A 19,720-nucleotide genomic window follows, 5' to 3' on the forward strand; every position below is an offset into this window, starting at 1 on the left:
CCCGCGCGAAATCCGCGCGCCGCACCGCGAACGCGCGGCGCAGCCGGCGGTCCGACGAGTGTGGCGCACGGTGTGGCGCGCGTTGCGCACGCCCGGCCACGACCGCCCCAACCCTGTTCCGTCTCGCCGATGCCGCCAGCCGATACCCGTCCTCGCCGCGCCTTGCCACGCCACTGGCTGCGCATGGGCATCGCGCTCGTCGTCGTGCTGGTGCTGCACGCGCTCGCCGCTTTGTGGCTGACGCGCAACCGCGAAGCGTTCACGCCGCCCGCACCTGCCGAGATCCCGGTGCAGATCGAGTTGCTGAAGCCGCGGCCGATCGAGCGCCAGCCCGCGCCGAAGCCGGTTGAACCTCCGGTCGAACATCCGGCCGAGCCTGCCCCGGCAAAGCCGGCCGCGGCCGCCCCGAAGCCCGCGCCGTCGCAGGAACCGGTCCTCGCATCGACGCAGACGGCCGAGCACGGCGAGCCGCCGCCGGCCGCCGCCTCCGCCGCGAGCGGCACGACAGGCGCATCCGGCACGCACGCGGCATCGGCCGGCGACGCGAGCAGCGACGCAAGCAGCGGCGCGGGCACCGCCGCGACACCGGGCCCCGCGACGAGCGGCGTGAAGTTCGCGGCGGCGCCGTCCGGCGACCTGCAGTACGACACGTTCTACAACGGGATGCAGAACATGATCGGCACGATCCATTGGCGCACCGACGGCCACACCTACGATCTGTCGGTGTCGATGCCCGTGCCGTTCGTCGGGCCGTTCACCTATCGCAGCGAAGGCCGCATCGACGCATTCGGCATCGCGCCCGAGCGCTACGTCGAGAAACGCGGCAAGCGACCCGAGGACATCGCGATCTTCAACCGCGAGATGCGTCAGGTCGTCTTCACGCGCACGCCGAACAACGCGCCGCTGCCCGACGGCGTGCAGGACCGCTTCAGCATGCTGATGCAGTTGTCGGGGCTGCTGCGCGGCAATCCGTCTGCGTACAAGCCGGGCGTCACGCAACAGTTCTTCGTGATCGACAACAACAGCGGCGAGACGTGGCCGATCACGGTGATCGGCGACGAGGACGTGCAGACGCAGACCGGCATCGTCAGCGCACGCCACTTCATGCGGCTGCCGCGCCGCGCGGGCGACACGCGGCGCATCGACATGTGGCTTGCACCGTCGCTAGGCTGGTTGCCCGCGCGTCTCGTACAATCGGAACCGAACGGCGCGCAAATCGAGCTGCTGTGGCACGGCCGCCTCGCGCCGCCGGGCGCACCGGCCGACGGCGCACCCGCGGGCGGCACGGCAAATGCGCCAGCCTCGTCGTCCGCACCCGCAGCATCGCCCGCGGAGCAGGCACAGCCCGTGCAACCGCCTGCATCACAAGTACCGGCCTCGGCGCCTACGCCGTAACCACCATGACGAATCGGCAATTTCGACCGATTAAAGATGTCGCGAAAATGGCCGATGACATTCTTTAACAACTATTTCAGTACACCGGCTCACAATAAGAACGTTTGATAGACATCGGCTTCTAACCCGATACACCCCACGCAAACGGGAGAACGGGGTGTGCAGCGCAAGCCCCTTGAAACCGGCAAGGCCCGCCCCACCTACGGGACAACAAGGCCAGATGCCACTGCGAAGAGGAGTGCCGCCATGCAAATGATCTACAACAGCCCCAATTACTGCGTCGTCGAATTTGCGCCGCAGGTCGGCCATCACCTGATGAATGCCGGTGGATACGAAATCGTCGACAAGAACGCGCAGCGCGAGATCTTCATCGACGGCGAGCTCGCCGAACGATTCCGCGCGCACGTGAAGCAACTGATCGAAGACGAACCGTCGCTCGATGAAGTAGACGAGTTCCTCGGACAATTCGACAGCCTGATGATGATGCCCGTCGTCCTGCACTGACGACCCGCGGCCCGGCGCGTCGCCGGGCCATTCGCCGCGCATCAGCGCGGCACTACGCGCACTCCGATCCATGCCCCCGTCCGGTTCGCCGGGCGGGGGTTTTCGTTTGGTGCGAACGGTGCGAACGGTGCGCGGCGCGTGCATGGCCGGCCGCGGCTTCGTTGCGCAGGCAACGCTCGTGCGCCTGCACCGGGCCCGCGCCGCTGCATGCACCGGGACCGCGCGGGCAACCCGCATGCCGCGTCGGCCGGCCCCGCGCCGCGCGACGCCGGGCGGCGCCCCGGCGCACCGGCTACAATGGCGGTTTTCCCGTCTTCGCCGGTCTTCCGCCATGTCTGCGACCCCTCTCGCCGCTTCCGCCCCGCTCGACGCGCACTACACGCGCGGCGCCGAACTGCCCGCGCTGCTGAAATCGCGCATCCTGATCCTCGACGGCGCGATGGGCACGATGATCCAGCGCTACAAGCTCGACGAGGCCGCGTATCGCGGCGAGCGCTTCAAGGATTTCCCGCGCGACATCAAGGGCAACAACGAGCTGTTGTCGATCACGCAGCCGCAGATCATCAGCGAGATCCACGACCAGTACTTCGCGGCCGGCGCCGACATCGTCGAAACCAACACGTTCGGCGCGACGACGGTCGCACAGGCCGACTACGGGATGGAAGACCTCGTCGTCGAGATGAACGTCGCATCCGCGCGGCTCGCGCGCGAATCGGCCGCCCGCCATGCGACGCCGGCCAAGCCACGCTTCGTCGCCGGCGCGATCGGACCGACGCCGAAAACCGCGAGCATCTCGCCGGACGTCAACGATCCGGGCGCGCGCAACGTCACGTTCGACGAACTGCGCAACGCGTACTATCAGCAGGCGAAGGCGCTGCTCGACGGCGGCGTCGACCTGTTCCTCGTCGAGACGATCTTCGACACGCTGAACGCGAAGGCCGCGCTGTTCGCGCTCGACGAACTGTTCGAGGACACCGGCGAGCGCCTGCCGATCATGATCTCGGGCACCGTCACCGACGCGTCGGGCCGCATCCTGTCGGGCCAGACGGTCGAGGCGTTCTGGAATTCGCTGCGCCACGCGAAACCGCTCACGTTCGGCCTGAACTGCGCGCTCGGCGCGGCGCTGATGCGCCCGTACATCGCCGAGCTCGCGAAGCTGTGCGACACCTACGTGTCGTGCTACCCGAACGCGGGCCTGCCGAACCCGATGAGCGACACCGGCTTCGACGAGACGCCGGACGTCACGTCGGGCCTCCTGAAGGAGTTCGCGCAGGCCGGGCTCGTGAACCTCGCGGGCGGCTGCTGCGGCACGACGCCCGAACACATCGCCGAGATCGCGAAGGCGCTCGCCGACGTGACACCGCGCCGCTGGCCGAGCCAGTACAGCGACGCCGCCTGACCCGCCCGCATCAACGTCCTACCTCACACGAATTCGCACCGCCATGACCGATCACATGATGCGCCTTGCCGGCCTCGAGCCGTTCAACGTCACGTCCGGGACGCTCTTCATCAACGTCGGCGAACGCACCAACGTCACCGGCTCGAAGGCGTTCGCGCGGATGATCCTCAACGGCCAGTTCGACGAGGCGCTCGCCGTCGCGCGCCAGCAGGTCGAGAACGGCGCGCAGGTGATCGACATCAACATGGACGAGGCGATGCTCGATTCGAAGGCGGCGATGGTGCGCTTCCTGAACCTGATCGCATCCGAGCCGGACATCGCGCGCGTGCCGATCATGATCGACTCGTCGAAGTGGGAAGTGATCGAGGCCGGCCTGAAGTGCGTACAGGGCAAGGCGATCGTGAACTCGATCTCGCTGAAGGAAGGCGAGGAAGCGTTCCGCCACCACGCGAACCTGATCCGCCGCTACGGCGCGGCCGCGGTCGTGATGGCATTCGACGAAACCGGGCAGGCCGATACCTACGAGCGCAAGACCGAGATCTGCAAGCGCTCGTACGACTTCCTCGTGAACGAAGTCGGCTTCCCGCCGGAAGACATCATCTTCGATCCGAACATCTTCGCGGTCGCGACCGGCATCGAGGAGCACAACAACTACGCGGTCGACTTCATCGAGGCGACCCGCTGGATCAAGCAGAACCTGCCGTACGCGAAGGTGAGCGGCGGCGTGTCGAACGTGTCGTTCTCGTTCCGCGGCAACGACCCGGTGCGCGAGGCGATCCACACCGTGTTCCTGTACCACGCGATCCAGGCGGGCATGGACATGGGCATCGTGAACGCGGGCCAGCTCGGCGTGTACGCCGATCTCGACGCCGAGCTGCGCGAGCGCGTGGAAGACGTGATCCTGAACCGCCGCGCGGATTCCACCGATCGCCTGCTCGAAATCGCCGACAAGTTCAAGGCGGGCGGCGCGAAGAAGGAAGAGAACCTCGAGTGGCGCAACCAGCCGGTCGAGAAGCGGCTCGCGCACGCGCTCGTGCACGGCATCACGACCTTCATCGTCGAGGATACCGAAGAGGTGCGCGCGAAGATCGACGCGGCCGGCGGCCGTCCGATCAACGTGATCGAAGGCCCGCTGATGGACGGGATGAACATCGTCGGCGACCTGTTCGGCCAGGGCAAGATGTTCCTGCCGCAGGTCGTGAAGTCGGCACGGGTGATGAAGCAGGCCGTCGCGCACCTGATCCCGTTCATCGAGGAAGAAAAGCGGCTGCTCGCGGAAGCGGGCGGCGACGTGCGCGCGAAGGGCAAGATCGTCATCGCGACCGTGAAGGGCGACGTGCACGACATCGGCAAGAACATCGTGTCGGTCGTGCTCCAGTGCAACAACTTCGAAGTCGTCAACATGGGCGTGATGGTGCCGTGCAACGAGATCCTCGCGAAGGCGAAGGTCGAGGGCGCGGACATCATCGGGCTGTCGGGCCTCATCACGCCGAGCCTCGAGGAAATGGCGTACGTCGCGTCCGAGATGCAGCGCGACGACTACTTCCGCGTGAAGAAGATTCCGCTGCTGATCGGCGGCGCGACGACCTCGCGCGTGCACACGGCCGTGAAGATCGCGCCGCACTACGAAGGCCCGGTCGTCTACGTGCCGGATGCGTCGCGCTCGGTGTCGGTCGCGTCGAACCTGCTGTCGGACGAAGGCGCTGCGAAGTACCTCGATGAACTGAAGTCCGACTACGACCGCATCCGCGATCAGCACGCGAACCGCAAGGCGCAGCCGATGGTCACGCTCGCCGACGCGCGCGCGAACAAGACGAAGATCGACTGGGCCGGCTACCAGCCCGTGAAGCCGAAGTTCATCGGCCGCCGCGTGTTCAAGAATTACGACCTGAACGAGCTCGCGAACTACATCGACTGGGGCCCGTTCTTCCAGACCTGGGATCTCGCGGGCCCGTACCCGGCGATCCTGAACGACGAAATCGTCGGCGAATCGGCGCGCCGCGTGTTCTCCGACGCGAAGTCGATGCTCGCGCGCCTGATCCAGGGCCGCTGGCTGACCGCGAACGGCGTGATCTCGCTGCTGCCGGCCAACACGGTCAACGACGACGACATCGAGATCTACACCGACGACTCGCGCTCGGAAGTGCTGCTCACGTGGCGCAACCTGCGCCAGCAAAGCGTGCGTCCGGTGGTCGACGGCGTGATGCGCCCGAACCGCTCGCTCGCCGACTTCATCGCGCCGAAGGAATCGGGCGTCGCCGACTACATCGGGATGTTCGCGGTGACGGCCGGCCTCGGCGTCGACGTGAAGGAAAAGCAGTTCGAAGCCGACCACGACGACTACAGCGCGATCATGCTGAAGGCGCTGGCAGACCGCTTCGCGGAAGCGTTCGCCGAAGCGATGCATGCCCGCGTGCGCCGCGAGCTGTGGGGCTATGCGAGCGGCGAGACGCTCGACAACGATGCGCTGATCGCCGAAAAGTATGCGGGCATCCGCCCGGCGCCCGGCTACCCGGCCTGCCCCGACCACCTCGTGAAGCGCGACATGTTCGCCGCGCTGCATGCGGACGAGATCGGCATGAGCGTGACCGACTCGCTGGCGATGCTGCCGGCTGCGAGCGTGTCGGGTTTCTACCTCGCGCATCCGGACAGCCGCTACTTCTCGGTCGGCAAAATCGGGCAGGATCAGCTCGACGACTACGCGAAGCGGATGCAGCTGTCGCTCGACGACGCGCGCCGCGCGCTCGCGCCGCAGTTGTAACTGCGTCGACCGCGGCGACCCGCCGCTTCCATCGCCACGCGCCCCCGATCCAGGGGCGCGTCGCACAATAGCTCAGTTCATCAGGATACCTAATCTCAATAATCGAGATCGACGTCCCTGCAACGCCGTGCTTTCGGGCGAACGCGCGTGGGCGACATGACGCGCCGTTCTCCCTAAATCCTTCCTGCCATGCCGACCTTCGAGATCCGGATCACCGAAACGCCAGCGGACAGCGCGAGCCCGTTCCCGCCGACGATCTACCGCGGCGAGCGCTGGGATCTGAGCCATCTGCATCCGTTGACATTCACCTGCGATCTGGAAACCGGATTCGACGTGACGGTTCTGGTTCTGTTCTCCTGCCACTGCTTTACGCGCAGCTTCAAATGGGACGGACGCACCCGCGACACCATTCCGGACGACGAGATCTACGACGACGGCCGCGAGACACGCGTGCTCTGCGCGGACCGGTATCGCGCGTCACGGGAGCTGTTGCACGGCGTGATCGTCGGGCTCGCGACGCGCCGGATCGTCGTCGCGGATGAACGGCAACCCAATTTCGTCACGGTGGAGGCTGTCGCATCGGACGGCACGCAACGCGTGTATGCCGTGTTCTTCGAGGTTTCGAAGGACCGGATCAGGAAACGCCGGCTCATCCTGCGCGTACAGTCGGCCTACATGTTGGACGGCGGCCTAAACCGGCGCCAGCGGGAAGCCCGGAAAGTCGCGTTGCGCACGTTGCTGCGCGCAAGTCTGGAAGGCCGCAAGATCCGGGCGTAGAAAAACCAACGGCCGCCTTTCGGCAGCCGTCGCATGCGGGACTCTCTTTCCGTCGTTCGACGAAATACCCACTCCAGGTGGGACCCGATTGCTCGGGCGGCGCTATGTTTTCGCACCCGCTTTCACATAGTCTTGCATTGAATTATAAGGAATTTCCCATCTTGGTCAAGGCGACGGGGCAGCCGCCCGGCGCCACTTTCGTCAGATGAAAAGAAAAAGCCCGCTTCGAGCGGGCTTTTCTCGCCTGACCAATCTTGCGATTCGCGTCAGCCGGGCAACGACGCTCAGAAGCCCCAGTGCACGTCGGCCTGGCCGGCCTTCGCTTCGCGCAGCATCGTGAGGAACGGCGCCACACGCTGCGCCAGGCTCGGCGGCACTTCGTGGTGCGCGTGGTCGTCTTCGTCCTCGTGGAAATGGCCGGCGTGCTCGGCGCGCTCCTGCTTCGCCTGCGCGACCGCGCCTTCCAGCTTCGCGATTGCGTGGTCCAGTTCATCGTGCGTGATGACACCGCGTTCGCCCAACTGCTTGCCGACGAGGCCCAGCACGTATACGGCGAAATCCTTCAGCACGTCGAGATCCTGTGCCGCCTTGCTCTTGAACGTAATCATGACAATTCCCTTTTCATCTTGTTGTGCCTGCGCGACGCGGTTGGGGGGACGCCGGCAGACCAGCGTCCGGCCTTGCGAACGCGGCGCGCCTGAGCGGCATATTAGCACCTGTTAAAATTCTGCGATCCCTGAAACGCGCGCTTAAAAAGCGCGCCGGCCGGCCCGCGTTTCCGGCCGCCACCAACGAAGCCTTCTACCAGCATGCTGCCAGCTCACAAACAGACCCTCGAAGCCCTGCTCGCGGATAGCGTCACGCAGGTCGCACACGCGCTGAAAGGCGCCGACGCGGCGTTCGTCGCCCCGGCCATCACGCTGGAGCGCCCGAAGGTCGCCGCGCACGGCGACGTCGCGTGCAACGTCGCGATGCAGCTCGCCAAGCCGCTCGGCACCAACCCGCGCCAGCTCGCCGAAAAGATCGTCGCCGCGCTCACGGCCCAGCCGGCCGCGCAAGGGCTCGTCGACGCAGCCGAAATCGCCGGCCCCGGCTTCATCAACCTGCGCCTGAGCGCCGCCGCGAAGCAGGCGGTGATCGCCGCCGTGTTCGCCCAGGGCCGCGCGTTCGGCACGTCGGATCGCGAAAAGGGCAAGCAGGTGCTGATCGAATTCGTGTCGGCCAACCCGACCGGCCCGCTGCACGTCGGCCACGGCCGCCAGGCGGCGCTCGGCGACGTGCTCGCGAACGTGATCGAGAGCCAGGGCTATGCCGTGCACCGCGAGTTCTACTACAACGACGCCGGCGTGCAGATCGGCAACCTCGCGATCTCGACGCAGGCGCGCGCGCGCGGCCTGAAGCCGGGCGACGCGGGCTGGCCGGAAGCCGCGTACAACGGCGAATACATCGCCGACATCGCGCGCGACTACCTGAACCGCGAGACGGTCGCGGCGAAGGACGGCGAGCCGGTCACGGGCGCGGGCGACATCGACGATCTCGACGCGATCCGCAAGTTCGCGGTTGCCTACCTGCGCCACGAGCAGGATATGGACCTGCAGGCATTCGGCGTGAAATTCGACCAGTACTACCTCGAGTCGTCGCTGTACAGCGAAGGCCGGGTCGAGAAGACGGTCGACGCGCTGATCAAGGCCGGCATGACCTACGAGCAGGACGGCGCGCTGTGGCTGCGCACGACCGACGAAGGCGACGACAAGGATCGCGTGATGCGCAAGTCGGACGGCACGTACACGTACTTCGTGCCGGACGTCGCGTACCACGTGACGAAATGGGAGCGCGGCTTCACGAAGGTCATCAACATCCAGGGTTCCGACCACCACGGCACGATCGCGCGCGTGCGCGCCGGCCTGCAGGGCCTGCACGTCGGCATCCCGAAGGGCTATCCCGACTACGTACTGCACAAGATGGTCACCGTGATGCGCGACGGCCAGGAAGTGAAGCTGTCGAAGCGTGCGGGCAGCTACGTGACCGTGCGCGACCTGATCGAATGGTCGGGCGGCGCGGCGCCGGGCCAGGAAGTGGCCCCCGACCTGATCGACGAGGCGACCATCACGCGCGGCCGCGACGCGGTCCGCTTCTTCCTGATTTCCCGCAAGGCCGACACCGAATTCGTGTTCGACATCGATCTCGCGCTGAAACAGAACGACGAGAACCCGGTCTATTACGTCCAGTACGCGCATGCGCGGATCTGCTCGGTGCTCAACGAACTGAAGTCGCGCTACAACGTCGAGGCCGCGCAGCTGCCGGGCGCCGACCTGTCGCAGCTCACGAGCCCGCAGGCCGTATCGCTGATGCAGAAGCTCGCCGAGTATCCGGACATGCTCACGCACGCCGCGAACGAACTGGCGCCGCACGCGGTTGCGTTCTACCTGCGCGATCTCGCTGGTGAATTCCACTCGTTCTACAATGCGGAGCGCGTGCTGGTCGACGACGAAGCGCCGCGCAATGCGCGCGCCGCGCTGCTCGCCGCGACCCGGCAGGTGCTCGAGAACGGCCTGGCGGTGCTCGGCGTGTCGGCCCCCGCCAAGATGTAACGATGCAAGCGGCCCGAACCGGGCAGCGAATGGCCGCGGCAGCGCCCGCCGCAGGATCGCCTGCCACCGGATGCCTGCCGCAGCCTTTTCACGATTCTTTTTGCAGGTGACTCAAGCAATGGCACAACCACGCCGAACTTCGAAGCAATCGAAACAAGCCGGAGGGACATTTCTTGGAATCGTGCTGGGCCTGATCGTCGGCCTCGCGATCGCGGTGGTGGTGGCGCTCTACATCACGCGTTCGCCGTCGCCGTTCGTGTCGAAGGTCGCGCCGCCGCCGGCCGACACCGGCGCGAGCCAGCCGCAGCAGTTCGACCCGAACCGCGCGCTGCAGGGCAAGACGCCCGGCCAGCCGGTGCCGCAGGCCGCGCAGTCGGCGCCGCCCAACACCGCGCCGGGCCAGGCCGCGAACCAGACCCAGGGCGGCCTGCTGCCCGAGCCGCAGATCGTCGAGGTGCCGCCGTCGGGCAACACGAACGGCACCAACGGCAACAACGGCAACACGGGCTCGAGCAACACCACCGCATCGAACAACGGGTCGTCGGGCAACGGTGTCGCCGTCGCGCCGAAGCCGGCCGACACGCCGCCGCCGAAGAAGACGCAGCAGGCGCAGCAACAGCAACAACAGCAGCAAGGCGGCGAGGACGACCTCGGGCGCTTCGCCGCGCAGAAGCAGGCGCAGCAGGCTGCCGCGCAGAAGCAGCAGCAACAGCAGGTCGCGAACAATACGCCGAAGCCGACGTCGTCCGCAGCCCCCGCCGCAGCCGCGAAGCCGCCGACCGCGAACGACGCGAACACCGGCTACTTCCTGCAGGTCGGCGCGTACAAGACGGAAGGCGACGCGGAGCAGCAGCGCGCGCGGCTGGGCTTCCAGGGTTTCGAGTCGAAGGTGTCGAAGCGCGATGTCAGCGGCGTCACGTACTTCCGCGTGCGCGTCGGCCCGTTCTCGAAATTCGAGGATATGAACTCGGCCCGTCAGCGCCTGTCCGATGCAGGTGTCGACACGGCGGTGATCCGCTTCACGAAGCAGTAAGCAACCGGCCGCGCCCACGCAGAACCCGTTACGTTTCGTAACCCGAGCAACTGATTCGACGTCCACAACATGAAAAAACTGCTTAGCACGCTCCTTCTGTCCCTGGGCCTGGCCGCCGCCGGCTTCGCCCAGGCGTCGCCCGCCGCCCCGGTGTCCGGCAAGGACTTCGAGGTGATGAAGTCGCCGCAGCCGGTGTCCGCGCCGGCCGGCAAGGTCGAAGTCATCGAATTCTTCTGGTACGGCTGCCCGCACTGCTACGAATTCGAGCCGACGATCGAGGCCTGGGTGAAGAAGCAGGGCAACAACATCGACTTCAAGCGCGTGCCGGTCGCATTCCGTGACGATTTCATCCCCCACTCGAAGCTGTTCTATGCGGTGTCCGCGCTCGGTATTTCCGAGAAGGTTACGCCGGCGATCTTCAACGCGATCCACAAGCAGAAGAACTACCTGCTGACGCCGCAGGCGCAGGCCGACTTCCTGGCGACGCAAGGCGTCGACAAGAAGCAGTTCATGGACGCATACAACTCGTTCAGCGTGCAGGGCCAGGTCAAGCAGTCGGCCGAGCTGCTGAAGAGCTACGCGATCGACGGCGTGCCGACGGTCGTCGTCCAGGGCAAGTACAAGACGGGTCCGGCTTACACGAACAGCATCCCGGGCACCGCTCAGGCGCTCGACTACCTCGTGAAGCAGGTTCAGGACAAGAAGCTCTGATCCCCGCCCGCGCGCCGGCATGACTACTCCGCTGAAGGTCTTCATCACCGGCGCGTCGAGCGGCCTCGGCCTCGCGATGGCCGAGGAATACGCGCGCCAGGGCGCCACGCTCGCGCTCGTCGCGCGCCGCACCGATGCCCTCGATGCGTTCGCGCGGCGCTTCCCGAAGCTGTCCGTCTCCGTCTATTCCGCCGACGTGCGCGACGCCGATGCGCTGGCCACCGCCGCCGCGTCGTTCATCGCCGCGCACGGCTGCCCCGACGTCGTGATCGCGAACGCGGGCATCAGCCAGGGCGCCGTCACGGGCCAGGGCGATCTCGCCGCGTTCCGCGACGTGATGGACATCAACTACTACGGGATGGTCGCGACGTTCGAGCCGTTCGTCGGCCCGATGACGGCCGCGCGCCACGGCACGCTGGTGGGCGTCGCGAGCGTGGCCGGCGTGCGCGGGCTGCCCGGCTCCGGCGCGTACAGCGCGTCGAAGTCGGCCGCGATCAAGTATCTCGAAGCGCTGCGCGTCGAGCTGCGCCCGGCCGGCGTCGGTGTCGTGACGATCGCGCCCGGCTATATCCGCACGCCGATGACCGCGCACAACCCGTACCGGATGCCGTTCCTGATGGACGCCGACCGCTTCGCGGCCCGCGCCGCGCACGCGATCGCGCGGCAGCATGCGTTCCGTGTGATTCCGTGGCAGATGGGCGTCGTCGCGAAGGTGCTGCACGTGCTGCCGCGCTGGCTGTACGACCGCCTGTTCGAGAAGGCGCCGCGCAAGCCGAAGGCCGGCACGCACTGAGTGCGTCGCGGATCCCGGCGTGCGGCGGGCGCCGGGACGCGGCTTGATCGCCGCGGTCGGATCGCGCGGAGCGGCGCGAATCTCTGAGTTTCTGCGTTTCTGCGTTTCTGCGTTTCTGCGTTTCTGCGTTCCTGCGTTCCTGCGTTCCTGCGTTCCTGCGTTCCCGAGTTCCCGAGTTCTCGAGTCCCGGCGTTCCCGTCTTCCTGCCGCATCCAGTGTCGCGCATCGCTGGCGTGATCGTCCCGTCGCCCAGGTCGCCCACGCGCCACGCATTTGCTCACCGCATCGCGATCGGCCCGCCATCTCGCGCCCTCGCCTGACCCACCCGCACCGCCGCCCCAACACGCATTCCGTCGCGAACGCAGCCGTTTGTCGCTCAATTCCCCGCGTTCCGGCGCCTTTTTCCGCGCGCCACGCGCTTTGACGGTATGCTATTCGCCAGCCGCGCCGGCCGGTCCTCGACCGCGCCGCGCCCGCATTCCGACATCCAGCAAAAATCACAAGTCACGTGGGAGAACCTATGCACGTCAAGCTGTTCGCCGCGGCCGCGCTCGCGGCCGCCCTCGCCGCTCCGGGCCTGGTCGTCGCCAAGCCGCTCACCGTCTGCACGGAATCGAGCCCCGACGGCTTCGACGTCGTGCAGTACAACTCGCTCGTCACGACCAACGCATCGGCCGACGTGATCTTCAACACGCTCGTGTCGTACGACGAAGCCGCGAAGAAGGTCGTGCCCGCGCTCGCCGACAAGTGGGAAGCCAGCGCCGACGGCCTCACGTACACGTTCCACCTGCGCCCGAACGTCGCGTTCCAGACCACCGACTACTTCAAGCCCGGCCGCCCGCTGAACGCGGACGACGTCGCGTTCACGTTCTCGCGGATGCTCGACGATGCGAACCCGTGGCACAAGGTGGCCGGCGCGAGCGGCTTCCCGCACGCGCAGTCGATGGGCCTCGTGAAGCTCGTGAAGTCGGTCGACAAGGTCGACGACAACACGGTGAAGTTCGTGCTGAACGAGCCGAACGCGACGTTCGTGCCGATCCTGACGATGGGCTTCGCGTCGATCTACTCGGCCGAATACGCGGACCAGCTGCTGAAGGCCGGCAAGCAGACCGACCTGAACGCGAAGCCGATCGGCACCGGCCCGTTCGTGCTGAAGAGCTACACGAAGGACGCGCTGATCCGCTACGACGCGAACCCGACCTACTGGGGCACGAAGCCGAAGGTCGACCGGCTGATCTATGCGATCACGCCCGACCCGTCGGTGCGCATGCAGAAGGTGAAGGCCGGCGAATGCCAGATCGCGCTGTCGCCGAAGCCGCAGGACGTGCTCGCCGCGAAAGGCGAAGGCGCGCTGAAGGTCGTGCAGACGCCTGCGTTCATGACCGCGTTCGTCGCGCTGAACACGCAGAAGAAGCCGCTCGACAACGAGAAGGTGCGCGAGGCGCTGAATCTCGCGTTCGACCGCGCGACCTACCTGAAGGTGGTGTTCGACAACACGGCGACGGCCGCGAACAACCCGTATCCGCCGAACACGTGGAGCTACGCGAAGGACATCGCACCGTATGCATACGATCCCGCGAAGGCGAAGCAGTTGCTCGCGTCGGCCGGCTTCCCGAACGGCTTCTCGACGACGATCTGGACGCGCCCGACCGGCAGCGTGCTGAACCCGAACCCGAAGGCCGGCGCGGAGCTGCTGCAGGCCGATCTCGCGAAGATCGGCGTGAAGGCCGAGGTGAAGGTGATCGAATGGGGCGAGCTGATCAAGCAGGCGAAGCTCGGCCAGCATGACATGCTGTTCATGGGCTGGGCCGGCGACAACGGCGATCCGGACAACTATCTGTCGCCGCTGTTCAGCTGCAACGCGGTGAAGTCGGGCATCAATTTCGCGCGCTTCTGCGACGCGCAGCTCGACAAGCAGATCGCCGACGGCAAGGCGACCGCCGATCAGGGCAAGCGCGCGAAGCTGTACGAATCGGCGCAGAAGATCATCCACGATCAGGCGCTGTGGATTCCGCTCGGCTACCCGACGGCAGCCGCGCTCACGCGCTCGACCGTGAGCGGCTATCACGTGAGTCCGTTCGGACGGCAGAACTTCACGACGGTCGCCGTGCAGTAACCGTGCGTGGCCCGCAAAGCGACGGCGCTCGCGCCGACGCACACGATGCAATGGCAGCGCGACGGGTGGCGCTACGAACCCGTCGCGTAAGCGTGATGGCGTGCGTTCAGTGTGCTTGGTGCGCTCGTTGCGCTCCTTGCGCGATACGCGCGGCGCGGAAGCGAATCACGCCGTCGTCGCCCTGCTCGCGCACGAGCTCGCCCGCGAGCCACAGCAGGTTCAGGTGCGCAAGCGCCTCGCCGAGCGCGAACGTCATCTGGTGGATGTCGAGTTCGCGGCGGCGGAACATGATCGGCACGATGTCGGCCGCACTCGCCGGCTTCTCCGCGCACGCAACGCGCACTTCGTCGAGCCGCGCGTCGTGGTGCGCGCGCAGTTGCGCGATGCGCGTGCGCACGCCGCGGAACGGCTTGCCGTGCGACGGCAGCACGAGCGTGTCGGGCGCCATCGTCTCGTAGCGGCCGAGCGATTCGAGGTACAGCGCGAGCGGGTTCGCTTCCGGCTCGAGGTCGAACACGGACACGTTGGTCGAGATGCGCGGCAGCACCATGTCGCCGGAGATCAGCACGCCGTCCGCTTCGCTGTGGAGCGCACAATGTTCAGGTGAATGGCCGTAGCCGGTTACCACGCGCCACGTGCGCGCGCCGATCGTCACCGCGTCGCCTTCGCGCAGGCGCCGATAACGCGGCGGCACGGCCGGCACGAGATCCGAGTAGTAGCTGCGGCGGTTGCGCAGCTTGTCGAGCGCGACCGGATCGGTCAGCCCGTGGCGTGCGAAGTGATCGGCCGCGGCCGCGCCGCCGGCATTCGAGCCGTTGCCGGCGGCCATCAGGCAGCCGAACATGTACTCGCCGAGCGTCATCCACAGCCGCGCGTTCCAGCGGCCATGGTCGCCGCCTTCGCAGATCCAGTTCGCGAGGCCGAAGTGATCGGGGTGGCAGTGCGTGACGAGCACGCGCAGCACCGGCAGCCCGTCGAGGTGCTGGTCGAAGATCGCTTCCCAGTGCGTACGAATCGCGTCCGACGAGATTCCGCAATCGACGACCGTCCAGCCGGCCTGCCCGTCGATCTCGTCGCGCAGCAGCCACAGGTTGATGTGGTCGAGCGAAAACGGCAGCGGCATGCGCAGCCAGCGCACGCCGGGCGCGACCTCGAACGTGTCGCCCGCGGCGGGCAGCGTGTCGGCGAAGGGATAGTCGAGTTGGTGTTCCAGTGCGTTCATCGGTGGGGTGTCTCGTCGTTATCTGGCAAATGCGGATCCGAATGCGCGGGCAAGCGCGGGCAAGCGCGGCAGCAGGCGCGCAGGCGGCAGGCCGCGGCGGGCATCGCGTCGATTCTATCGCCGTCGCACGAAACGCGTGTCCGGCGGGGCTGCGGCCGGTCAAAAAAAGTTCGTGTCAGAATCCGGTCCGTACCCGTATCTTTACGCGAAGATGCACCGAACGGCGGTCAACGGCGAATATCCTGCCGATTGACGACGCTCGGCGCCGGCCCCCGAAAGTCATTGAAACGCCGACTTGGGCGCTAAAATGGCGAGTGCTTACAGCCCCTCTCGAACGAGCCTGCACGCAATGAATCACTTCCCCAAACTGCTGTCGTCGCAGATCGGTTTCGACGTCGCGCAGACGATGCTCGAATACTTCGACCGCCATTACCGGATCTTCCGGGAAGCGGCGGTCGATGCGAAGACGCTGTTCGAGCGCGGCGACTGGCACGGGCTGCAGCGGCTCGCGCGCGAACGGATCACGTCGTACGACGAGCGCGTGAAGGAATGCATCGAGGTGCTGCAGGACGAATACGACGCGGAAGATATCGACGACGAAGTCTGGCAGCAGATCAAGCTGCACTACATCGGCCTGCTCACGTCGCACCGCCAGCCCGAGTGCGCGGAAACGTTCTTCAATTCGGTGTGCTGCACGATCCTGCACCGCTCGTATTTCAACAACGATTTCATCTTCGTGCGGCCCGCGATCTCGACCGAATACCTCGAGAACGACGAGCCGGCCGCAAAGCCGACCTATCGCGCGTACTACCCGGGCACCGACGGGCTCGCCGCCACGCTCGAGCGCATCGTCACGAACTTCCAGCTCGAGCCCCCGTTCGAGGATCTCACGCGCGACATCGGCTGCGTGATGCAGGCGATCACCGATGAATTCGGCCAGTTCGACGCCGCGCCGAATTTCCAGATCCACGTGCTGTCGTCGCTGTTCTTCCGCAACAAGAGCGCGTACATCGTCGGCCGCATCATCAACGCCGATCGCGTGCTGCCGTTCTCGGTGCCGATCCGCCATGTGCGCCCGGGCGTGCTCGCGCTCGACACCGTGCTGCTGCGCCGCGACCTGCTGCAGATCATCTTCAGCTTCTCGCACTCGTATTTTCTCGTCGACATGGGCGTGCCGTCCGCGTACGTGGAGTTCCTCTGCACGATCATGCCGGGCAAGCCGAAGGCCGAGATCTACACGTCGGTCGGCCTGCAGAAGCAGGGCAAGAACCTGTTCTACCGCGACCTGCTGCACCATCTGTCGCATTCGAGCGACCGCTTCATCATCGCGCCCGGGATCAAGGGCCTCGTGATGCTGGTGTTCACGCTGCCGTCGTTCCCGTACGTGTTCAAGATCATCAAGGATCGCTTCCCGCCGCCGAAGGAAACGACGCGCGCGCAGATCATGGAGAAGTACCAGCTCGTGAAGCGCCACGACCGGCTCGGGCGGATGGCGGACACGCTGGAATATTCGAGCGTCGCGCTGCCGATCTCGCGGCTCGACCACGCGCTCGTGCGCGAGCTGGAGAAGGAAGTGCCGTCGCTGCTCGAATACGAGGACGGCAACCTCGTGATCAAGCACCTGTACATCGAGCGCCGGATGACGCCGCTCAACCTGTACCTGCAGAACGGCACCGATGCGGAAGTCGAGCACGGCGTGAAGGAGTACGGCAACGCGGTGAAGGAATTGATGAAGGCCAACATCTTCCCGGGCGACATGCTGTACAAGAACTTCGGCGTCACGCGCCACGGCCGCGTCGTGTTCTACGACTACGACGAGATCGAATACCTGACCGACTGCAACGTGCGGCGCGTGCCGCCGCCGCGCAACGAGGAAGACGAAATGTCCGGCGAACCGTGGTATACCGTCGGCCCGCACGACATCTTCCCGGAAACCTACGGACCGTTCCTGCTCGGCGACCCGCGCGTGCGGAAGGTCTTCATGCAGCATCACGCGGACTTTTTCGAACCCGCGCTGTGGCAGGCGAGCAAGGACAAGCTGCTGCAGGGCGAGTTGCCCGATTTTTACCCGTACGACGCGTCGCTGCGTTTCAGCGTGCGCTACCCCGCGCGCTTCGACGCGACGACGGACGTCGGCGACCGCTCGGACAATGCGCAGCGCGCCGCCTGAGCGCGCCGAAACAAATCAACTCAAACTGAATCGAAACCGCAATCGATCGATTTCCGCCAACGGAATCCATACCGATGACTTCCCAAGACAATCCGCTTTCTCACCTGTTCGACAACAACGAAGCCTGGGTCAAGCGCCAGCTCGCAGACGATCCGGAATTCTTCACGCGTCTCGCCGACCAGCAGGCGCCGGAATATCTGTGGATCGGCTGCTCGGACTCGCGCGTGCCGGCGAACCAGATCATCGGGCTGCCGCCGGGTGAAGTGTTCGTGCACCGCAATATCGCGAACGTCGTCGTGCACAGCGACCTGAACTGCCTGTCGGTGATTCAGTTCGCGGTCGACATCCTGCGCGTGAAGCACATCATGGTCGTCGGCCACTACGGCTGCTCGGGCGTGAACGCGGCGCTGCACAACCGCCGCGTCGGCCTCGCCGACAACTGGCTGCACCACGTGCAGGACGTGCGCGAACGCCACGCGGCGCTGCTCGACGAATGGCCGGTCGGCGAGGCGCGCTATCGCCGCCTGATCGAGCTGAACTCGATCGAGCAAGTGGTCAACGTGTGCCGCACGACGATCGTCAACGACGCATGGGCGCGCGGCCAGTCGCTCACCGTGCACGGGCTCGTGTACGGCGTGCACGACGGGCGCATGCGCAATCTCGGGATGTCGGTGTCGAGCTTCGACGCGCTCGACGCAACCTACAAGCGCTGCGTCGCGGCGCTGACCGCACGCGGCCAGCACGCGCCCGACAACGACATGGTCGCGGCGGACGCCGCGCAGCTCGACGGCGTCGCGCAGGCGGTGGCCGATACGCTGAAGCCGTGCGACGACGCGAAGTAAGCGGCACGCACAGCCGCGCGGGCGCGGGTGCGGCGAGCACGCGTCGCGTCGCACGAAATTTGGGCTAATCGCGCATCATGGTGACAAATCGGGCCGCCGGCATCCCATCGCCCGACGGATGCGCCGGCTACTCGCGCCCCACCCCGGCCGCGCCGGCATCGAACTGATCTGACACCGGCACTGCCGCGACGGCGGTGCAATGCAAAGGAGCGGCGAACATGAAAACCGTACTGATCGTCGGCGCATCGCGCGGCCTCGGACGCGAATTCGTCAGGCAATACCGGCGCGACGGCTGGAACGTGATCGCGACCGCGCGCGACGACGCCGCGCTCGGCGCGCTGCGCGAGCTGGGCGCGCACGCGCATGCGCTCGACATCACGCAGCCGGAACAGATCGCGGCGCTCGGCTGGAAGCTCGACGGCGAGCGGCTCGACGCGGCCGTGGTCGTGTCGGGCGTATACGGGCCGCGCACCGAAGGGGTCGAGACGATCGGCGCCGATGATTTCGACGCGGTGATGCATACGAACGTGCGCGGGCCGATGCAGTTGCTACCGATCCTGCTGCCGCTCGTCGAAGACGCGCGCGGCGTGCTGGCCGTCGTGTCGAGCCGGATGGGCAGCATCGCCGAAGCCACTGGCACGACCGGCTGGCTGTACCGCGCGAGCAAGGCCGCGCTGAACGACGTGCTGCGCATCGCGTCGCTGCAGACCCGCCACGCCGCGTGCATCGCGCTCCATCCGGGCTGGGTGCGCACCGAAATGGGCGGCGCGCAGGCGGCGATCGATCCGGAAACCAGCGTGACCGGCATGCGCCGCGTGATCGCCGAAGCCGGCGCGGACATCTCGCAGGCCAACGGCCGTTTCCTCCAGTACGACGGCGTCGAGCTCAGCTGGTAAGCCGGCATCACAACTCCGCGTCGTTAATTCACGATTCGCATGACTTTGAACCGACCTGACGCGTGCCCGTGCGGCGGCGCGTCCCCCGCTCCTGCCGGCAAAGCCCCGGCCCCGCGTTATGCTGCCTGCTGCGGCCGCTTCATCGATGGCGGCGAAGCCGCCCCCACCGCACTCGAATTGATGCGCTCGCGGTACAGCGCGTACGTCCTCGGCGCGACCGACTACCTGCGCGCGACCTGCTACGCGCGCACCTGCCCGGCCGATCTCGATGCGGACCTGAATGCGCCCGACGCACCGCGCTGGCTCGGTCTCGCGATCAAGCGGCATGCGCCGCTCGACGAACGGCACGCGGAGGTCGAATTCGTGGCCCGCTACAAGGTCGGCGGACGCGCTTACCGGCTCCACGAGACGAGTCGCTTCACGCGCGACGAGCACGGTTTCTGGCGCTATGTCGACGGCGAGGTAAGTGAACGCTGACAAATAGTTGCTGTGTCAGACGCCGGGTAATTC

Annotated in this window: 16 protein-coding genes; 14 read left to right on the plus strand and 2 right to left on the minus strand. The window is 66.5% G+C overall.

Translation table 11 applies throughout. The features are described 5' to 3' along the window. Positions 1-129: 129 nt before the first annotated feature. The 5 genes from C7H84_RS23855 to C7H84_RS23880 all read left to right on the plus strand — a co-directional run bounded on the left by C7H84_RS23855 (position 130) and on the right by C7H84_RS23880 (position 6,836). The gene (locus tag C7H84_RS23855; RefSeq protein WP_121861075.1) at positions 130-1,395 is read left to right on the plus strand and encodes a DUF3108 domain-containing protein; all 1,266 of its coding nucleotides are present in this window, start codon (positions 130-132) and stop codon (positions 1,393-1,395) included. A 246-nt stretch (positions 1,396-1,641) separates the two neighbouring features. Beyond that, positions 1,642-1,899, plus strand: coding sequence for a DUF3567 domain-containing protein (locus C7H84_RS23865; RefSeq protein ID WP_069257692.1), 258 nt, complete (start codon positions 1,642-1,644; stop codon positions 1,897-1,899). Between the two features lie 331 nt (positions 1,900-2,230). Further along, positions 2,231-3,298 (plus strand): homocysteine S-methyltransferase family protein, encoded by a 1,068-nt coding sequence (locus C7H84_RS23870; RefSeq protein WP_121861077.1) that lies wholly within the window; start codon positions 2,231-2,233, stop codon positions 3,296-3,298. A gap of 43 nt (positions 3,299-3,341) precedes the next feature. Then, entirely contained in the window at positions 3,342-6,059 is a 2,718-nt protein-coding gene (gene metH / locus C7H84_RS23875; protein WP_162999349.1) for a methionine synthase, read from the plus strand. Positions 6,060-6,248: 189 nt separating this feature from the next. Continuing rightward, the gene (locus C7H84_RS23880; protein WP_121861078.1) at positions 6,249-6,836 is read left to right on the plus strand and encodes a hypothetical protein; all 588 of its coding nucleotides are present in this window, start codon (positions 6,249-6,251) and stop codon (positions 6,834-6,836) included. A 284-nt stretch (positions 6,837-7,120) separates the two neighbouring features. Here the strand turns inward: C7H84_RS23880 and C7H84_RS23885 are convergent, their stop codons facing one another. Then, positions 7,121-7,444, minus strand: a complete 324-nt coding sequence (locus C7H84_RS23885) for a DUF1840 domain-containing protein (RefSeq protein ID WP_044846191.1) — start codon at positions 7,442-7,444, stop codon at positions 7,121-7,123. 201 nt (positions 7,445-7,645) lie between these two features. Between C7H84_RS23885 and argS the strand changes: the two genes are divergently transcribed. The 5 genes from argS (at position 7,646) to C7H84_RS23910 (ending at position 14,080) form a co-directional block, all read left to right on the plus strand. After that, positions 7,646-9,427, plus strand: coding sequence for an arginine--tRNA ligase (argS, locus tag C7H84_RS23890; protein WP_121861079.1), 1,782 nt, complete (start codon positions 7,646-7,648; stop codon positions 9,425-9,427). A 118-nt stretch (positions 9,428-9,545) separates the two neighbouring features. Next, on the plus strand, positions 9,546-10,460 hold the full coding sequence (locus C7H84_RS23895; RefSeq protein WP_121861080.1) for an SPOR domain-containing protein: 915 nt from the start codon (positions 9,546-9,548) through the stop codon (positions 10,458-10,460). A gap of 69 nt (positions 10,461-10,529) precedes the next feature. Further along, complete coding sequence (locus tag C7H84_RS23900) at positions 10,530-11,171, plus strand: thiol:disulfide interchange protein DsbA/DsbL (RefSeq protein WP_121861081.1); 642 nt, start codon at positions 10,530-10,532, stop codon at positions 11,169-11,171. 19 nt (positions 11,172-11,190) lie between these two features. Next, a complete protein-coding gene (locus tag C7H84_RS23905) occupies positions 11,191-11,964 on the plus strand; it encodes an SDR family oxidoreductase (RefSeq protein ID WP_121861082.1) in 774 nt (257 codons plus the stop codon). 520 nt (positions 11,965-12,484) lie between these two features. Next, on the plus strand, positions 12,485-14,080 hold the full coding sequence (locus C7H84_RS23910; protein WP_121861083.1) for an ABC transporter substrate-binding protein: 1,596 nt from the start codon (positions 12,485-12,487) through the stop codon (positions 14,078-14,080). A gap of 106 nt (positions 14,081-14,186) precedes the next feature. Here the strand turns inward: C7H84_RS23910 and C7H84_RS23915 are convergent, their stop codons facing one another. Further along, a complete protein-coding gene (locus C7H84_RS23915) occupies positions 14,187-15,302 on the minus strand; it encodes an MBL fold metallo-hydrolase (protein ID WP_121861084.1) in 1,116 nt (371 codons plus the stop codon). Between the two features lie 349 nt (positions 15,303-15,651). On the opposite strand from C7H84_RS23915, the gene aceK reads away from it, so the two are divergent. From aceK to C7H84_RS23940, 4 genes are all read left to right on the plus strand, one after another. Continuing rightward, entirely contained in the window at positions 15,652-17,472 is a 1,821-nt protein-coding gene (gene aceK, locus C7H84_RS23925; protein WP_121861085.1) for a bifunctional isocitrate dehydrogenase kinase/phosphatase, read from the plus strand. Between the two features lie 74 nt (positions 17,473-17,546). Then, on the plus strand, positions 17,547-18,314 hold the full coding sequence (gene can / locus C7H84_RS23930; protein ID WP_121861086.1) for a carbonate dehydratase: 768 nt from the start codon (positions 17,547-17,549) through the stop codon (positions 18,312-18,314). A 218-nt stretch (positions 18,315-18,532) separates the two neighbouring features. Beyond that, a complete protein-coding gene (locus tag C7H84_RS23935) occupies positions 18,533-19,210 on the plus strand; it encodes an SDR family oxidoreductase (RefSeq protein ID WP_121861087.1) in 678 nt (225 codons plus the stop codon). 39 nt (positions 19,211-19,249) lie between these two features. Further along, positions 19,250-19,687: a YchJ family protein gene (locus C7H84_RS23940; protein WP_121861088.1), complete on the plus strand. Its 438-nt coding sequence runs from the start codon at positions 19,250-19,252 to the stop codon at positions 19,685-19,687. Positions 19,688-19,720 lie beyond the last annotated feature (33 nt).

The organism is Burkholderia sp. Nafp2/4-1b (genome assembly GCF_003635165.1).
In the GTDB taxonomy this organism is placed as follows: domain Bacteria; phylum Pseudomonadota; class Gammaproteobacteria; order Burkholderiales; family Burkholderiaceae; genus Burkholderia.

What these genes read in the sequence shown, in the direction of transcription:
- C7H84_RS23855 (WP_121861075.1), top strand. Translation starts at nt 130, where the DNA reads ATGCCGCCAGCCGATACCCGTCCTCGCCGCGCCTTGCCACGCCACTGG.
- C7H84_RS23865 (WP_069257692.1), top strand. Translation starts at nt 1,642, where the DNA reads ATGCAAATGATCTACAACAGCCCCAATTACTGCGTCGTCGAATTTGCG.
- C7H84_RS23870 (WP_121861077.1), top strand. Translation starts at nt 2,231, where the DNA reads ATGTCTGCGACCCCTCTCGCCGCTTCCGCCCCGCTCGACGCGCACTAC.
- metH (WP_162999349.1), top strand. Translation starts at nt 3,342, where the DNA reads ATGACCGATCACATGATGCGCCTTGCCGGCCTCGAGCCGTTCAACGTC.
- C7H84_RS23880 (WP_121861078.1), top strand. Translation starts at nt 6,249, where the DNA reads ATGCCGACCTTCGAGATCCGGATCACCGAAACGCCAGCGGACAGCGCG.
- C7H84_RS23885 (WP_044846191.1), bottom strand. Translation starts at nt 7,444, where the DNA reads ATGATTACGTTCAAGAGCAAGGCGGCACAGGATCTCGACGTGCTGAAG.
- argS (WP_121861079.1), top strand. Translation starts at nt 7,646, where the DNA reads ATGCTGCCAGCTCACAAACAGACCCTCGAAGCCCTGCTCGCGGATAGC.
- C7H84_RS23895 (WP_121861080.1), top strand. Translation starts at nt 9,546, where the DNA reads ATGGCACAACCACGCCGAACTTCGAAGCAATCGAAACAAGCCGGAGGG.
- C7H84_RS23900 (WP_121861081.1), top strand. Translation starts at nt 10,530, where the DNA reads ATGAAAAAACTGCTTAGCACGCTCCTTCTGTCCCTGGGCCTGGCCGCC.
- C7H84_RS23905 (WP_121861082.1), top strand. Translation starts at nt 11,191, where the DNA reads ATGACTACTCCGCTGAAGGTCTTCATCACCGGCGCGTCGAGCGGCCTC.
- C7H84_RS23910 (WP_121861083.1), top strand. Translation starts at nt 12,485, where the DNA reads ATGCACGTCAAGCTGTTCGCCGCGGCCGCGCTCGCGGCCGCCCTCGCC.
- C7H84_RS23915 (WP_121861084.1), bottom strand. Translation starts at nt 15,302, where the DNA reads ATGAACGCACTGGAACACCAACTCGACTATCCCTTCGCCGACACGCTG.
- aceK (WP_121861085.1), top strand. Translation starts at nt 15,652, where the DNA reads ATGAATCACTTCCCCAAACTGCTGTCGTCGCAGATCGGTTTCGACGTC.
- can (WP_121861086.1), top strand. Translation starts at nt 17,547, where the DNA reads ATGACTTCCCAAGACAATCCGCTTTCTCACCTGTTCGACAACAACGAA.
- C7H84_RS23935 (WP_121861087.1), top strand. Translation starts at nt 18,533, where the DNA reads ATGAAAACCGTACTGATCGTCGGCGCATCGCGCGGCCTCGGACGCGAA.
- C7H84_RS23940 (WP_121861088.1), top strand. Translation starts at nt 19,250, where the DNA reads ATGACTTTGAACCGACCTGACGCGTGCCCGTGCGGCGGCGCGTCCCCC.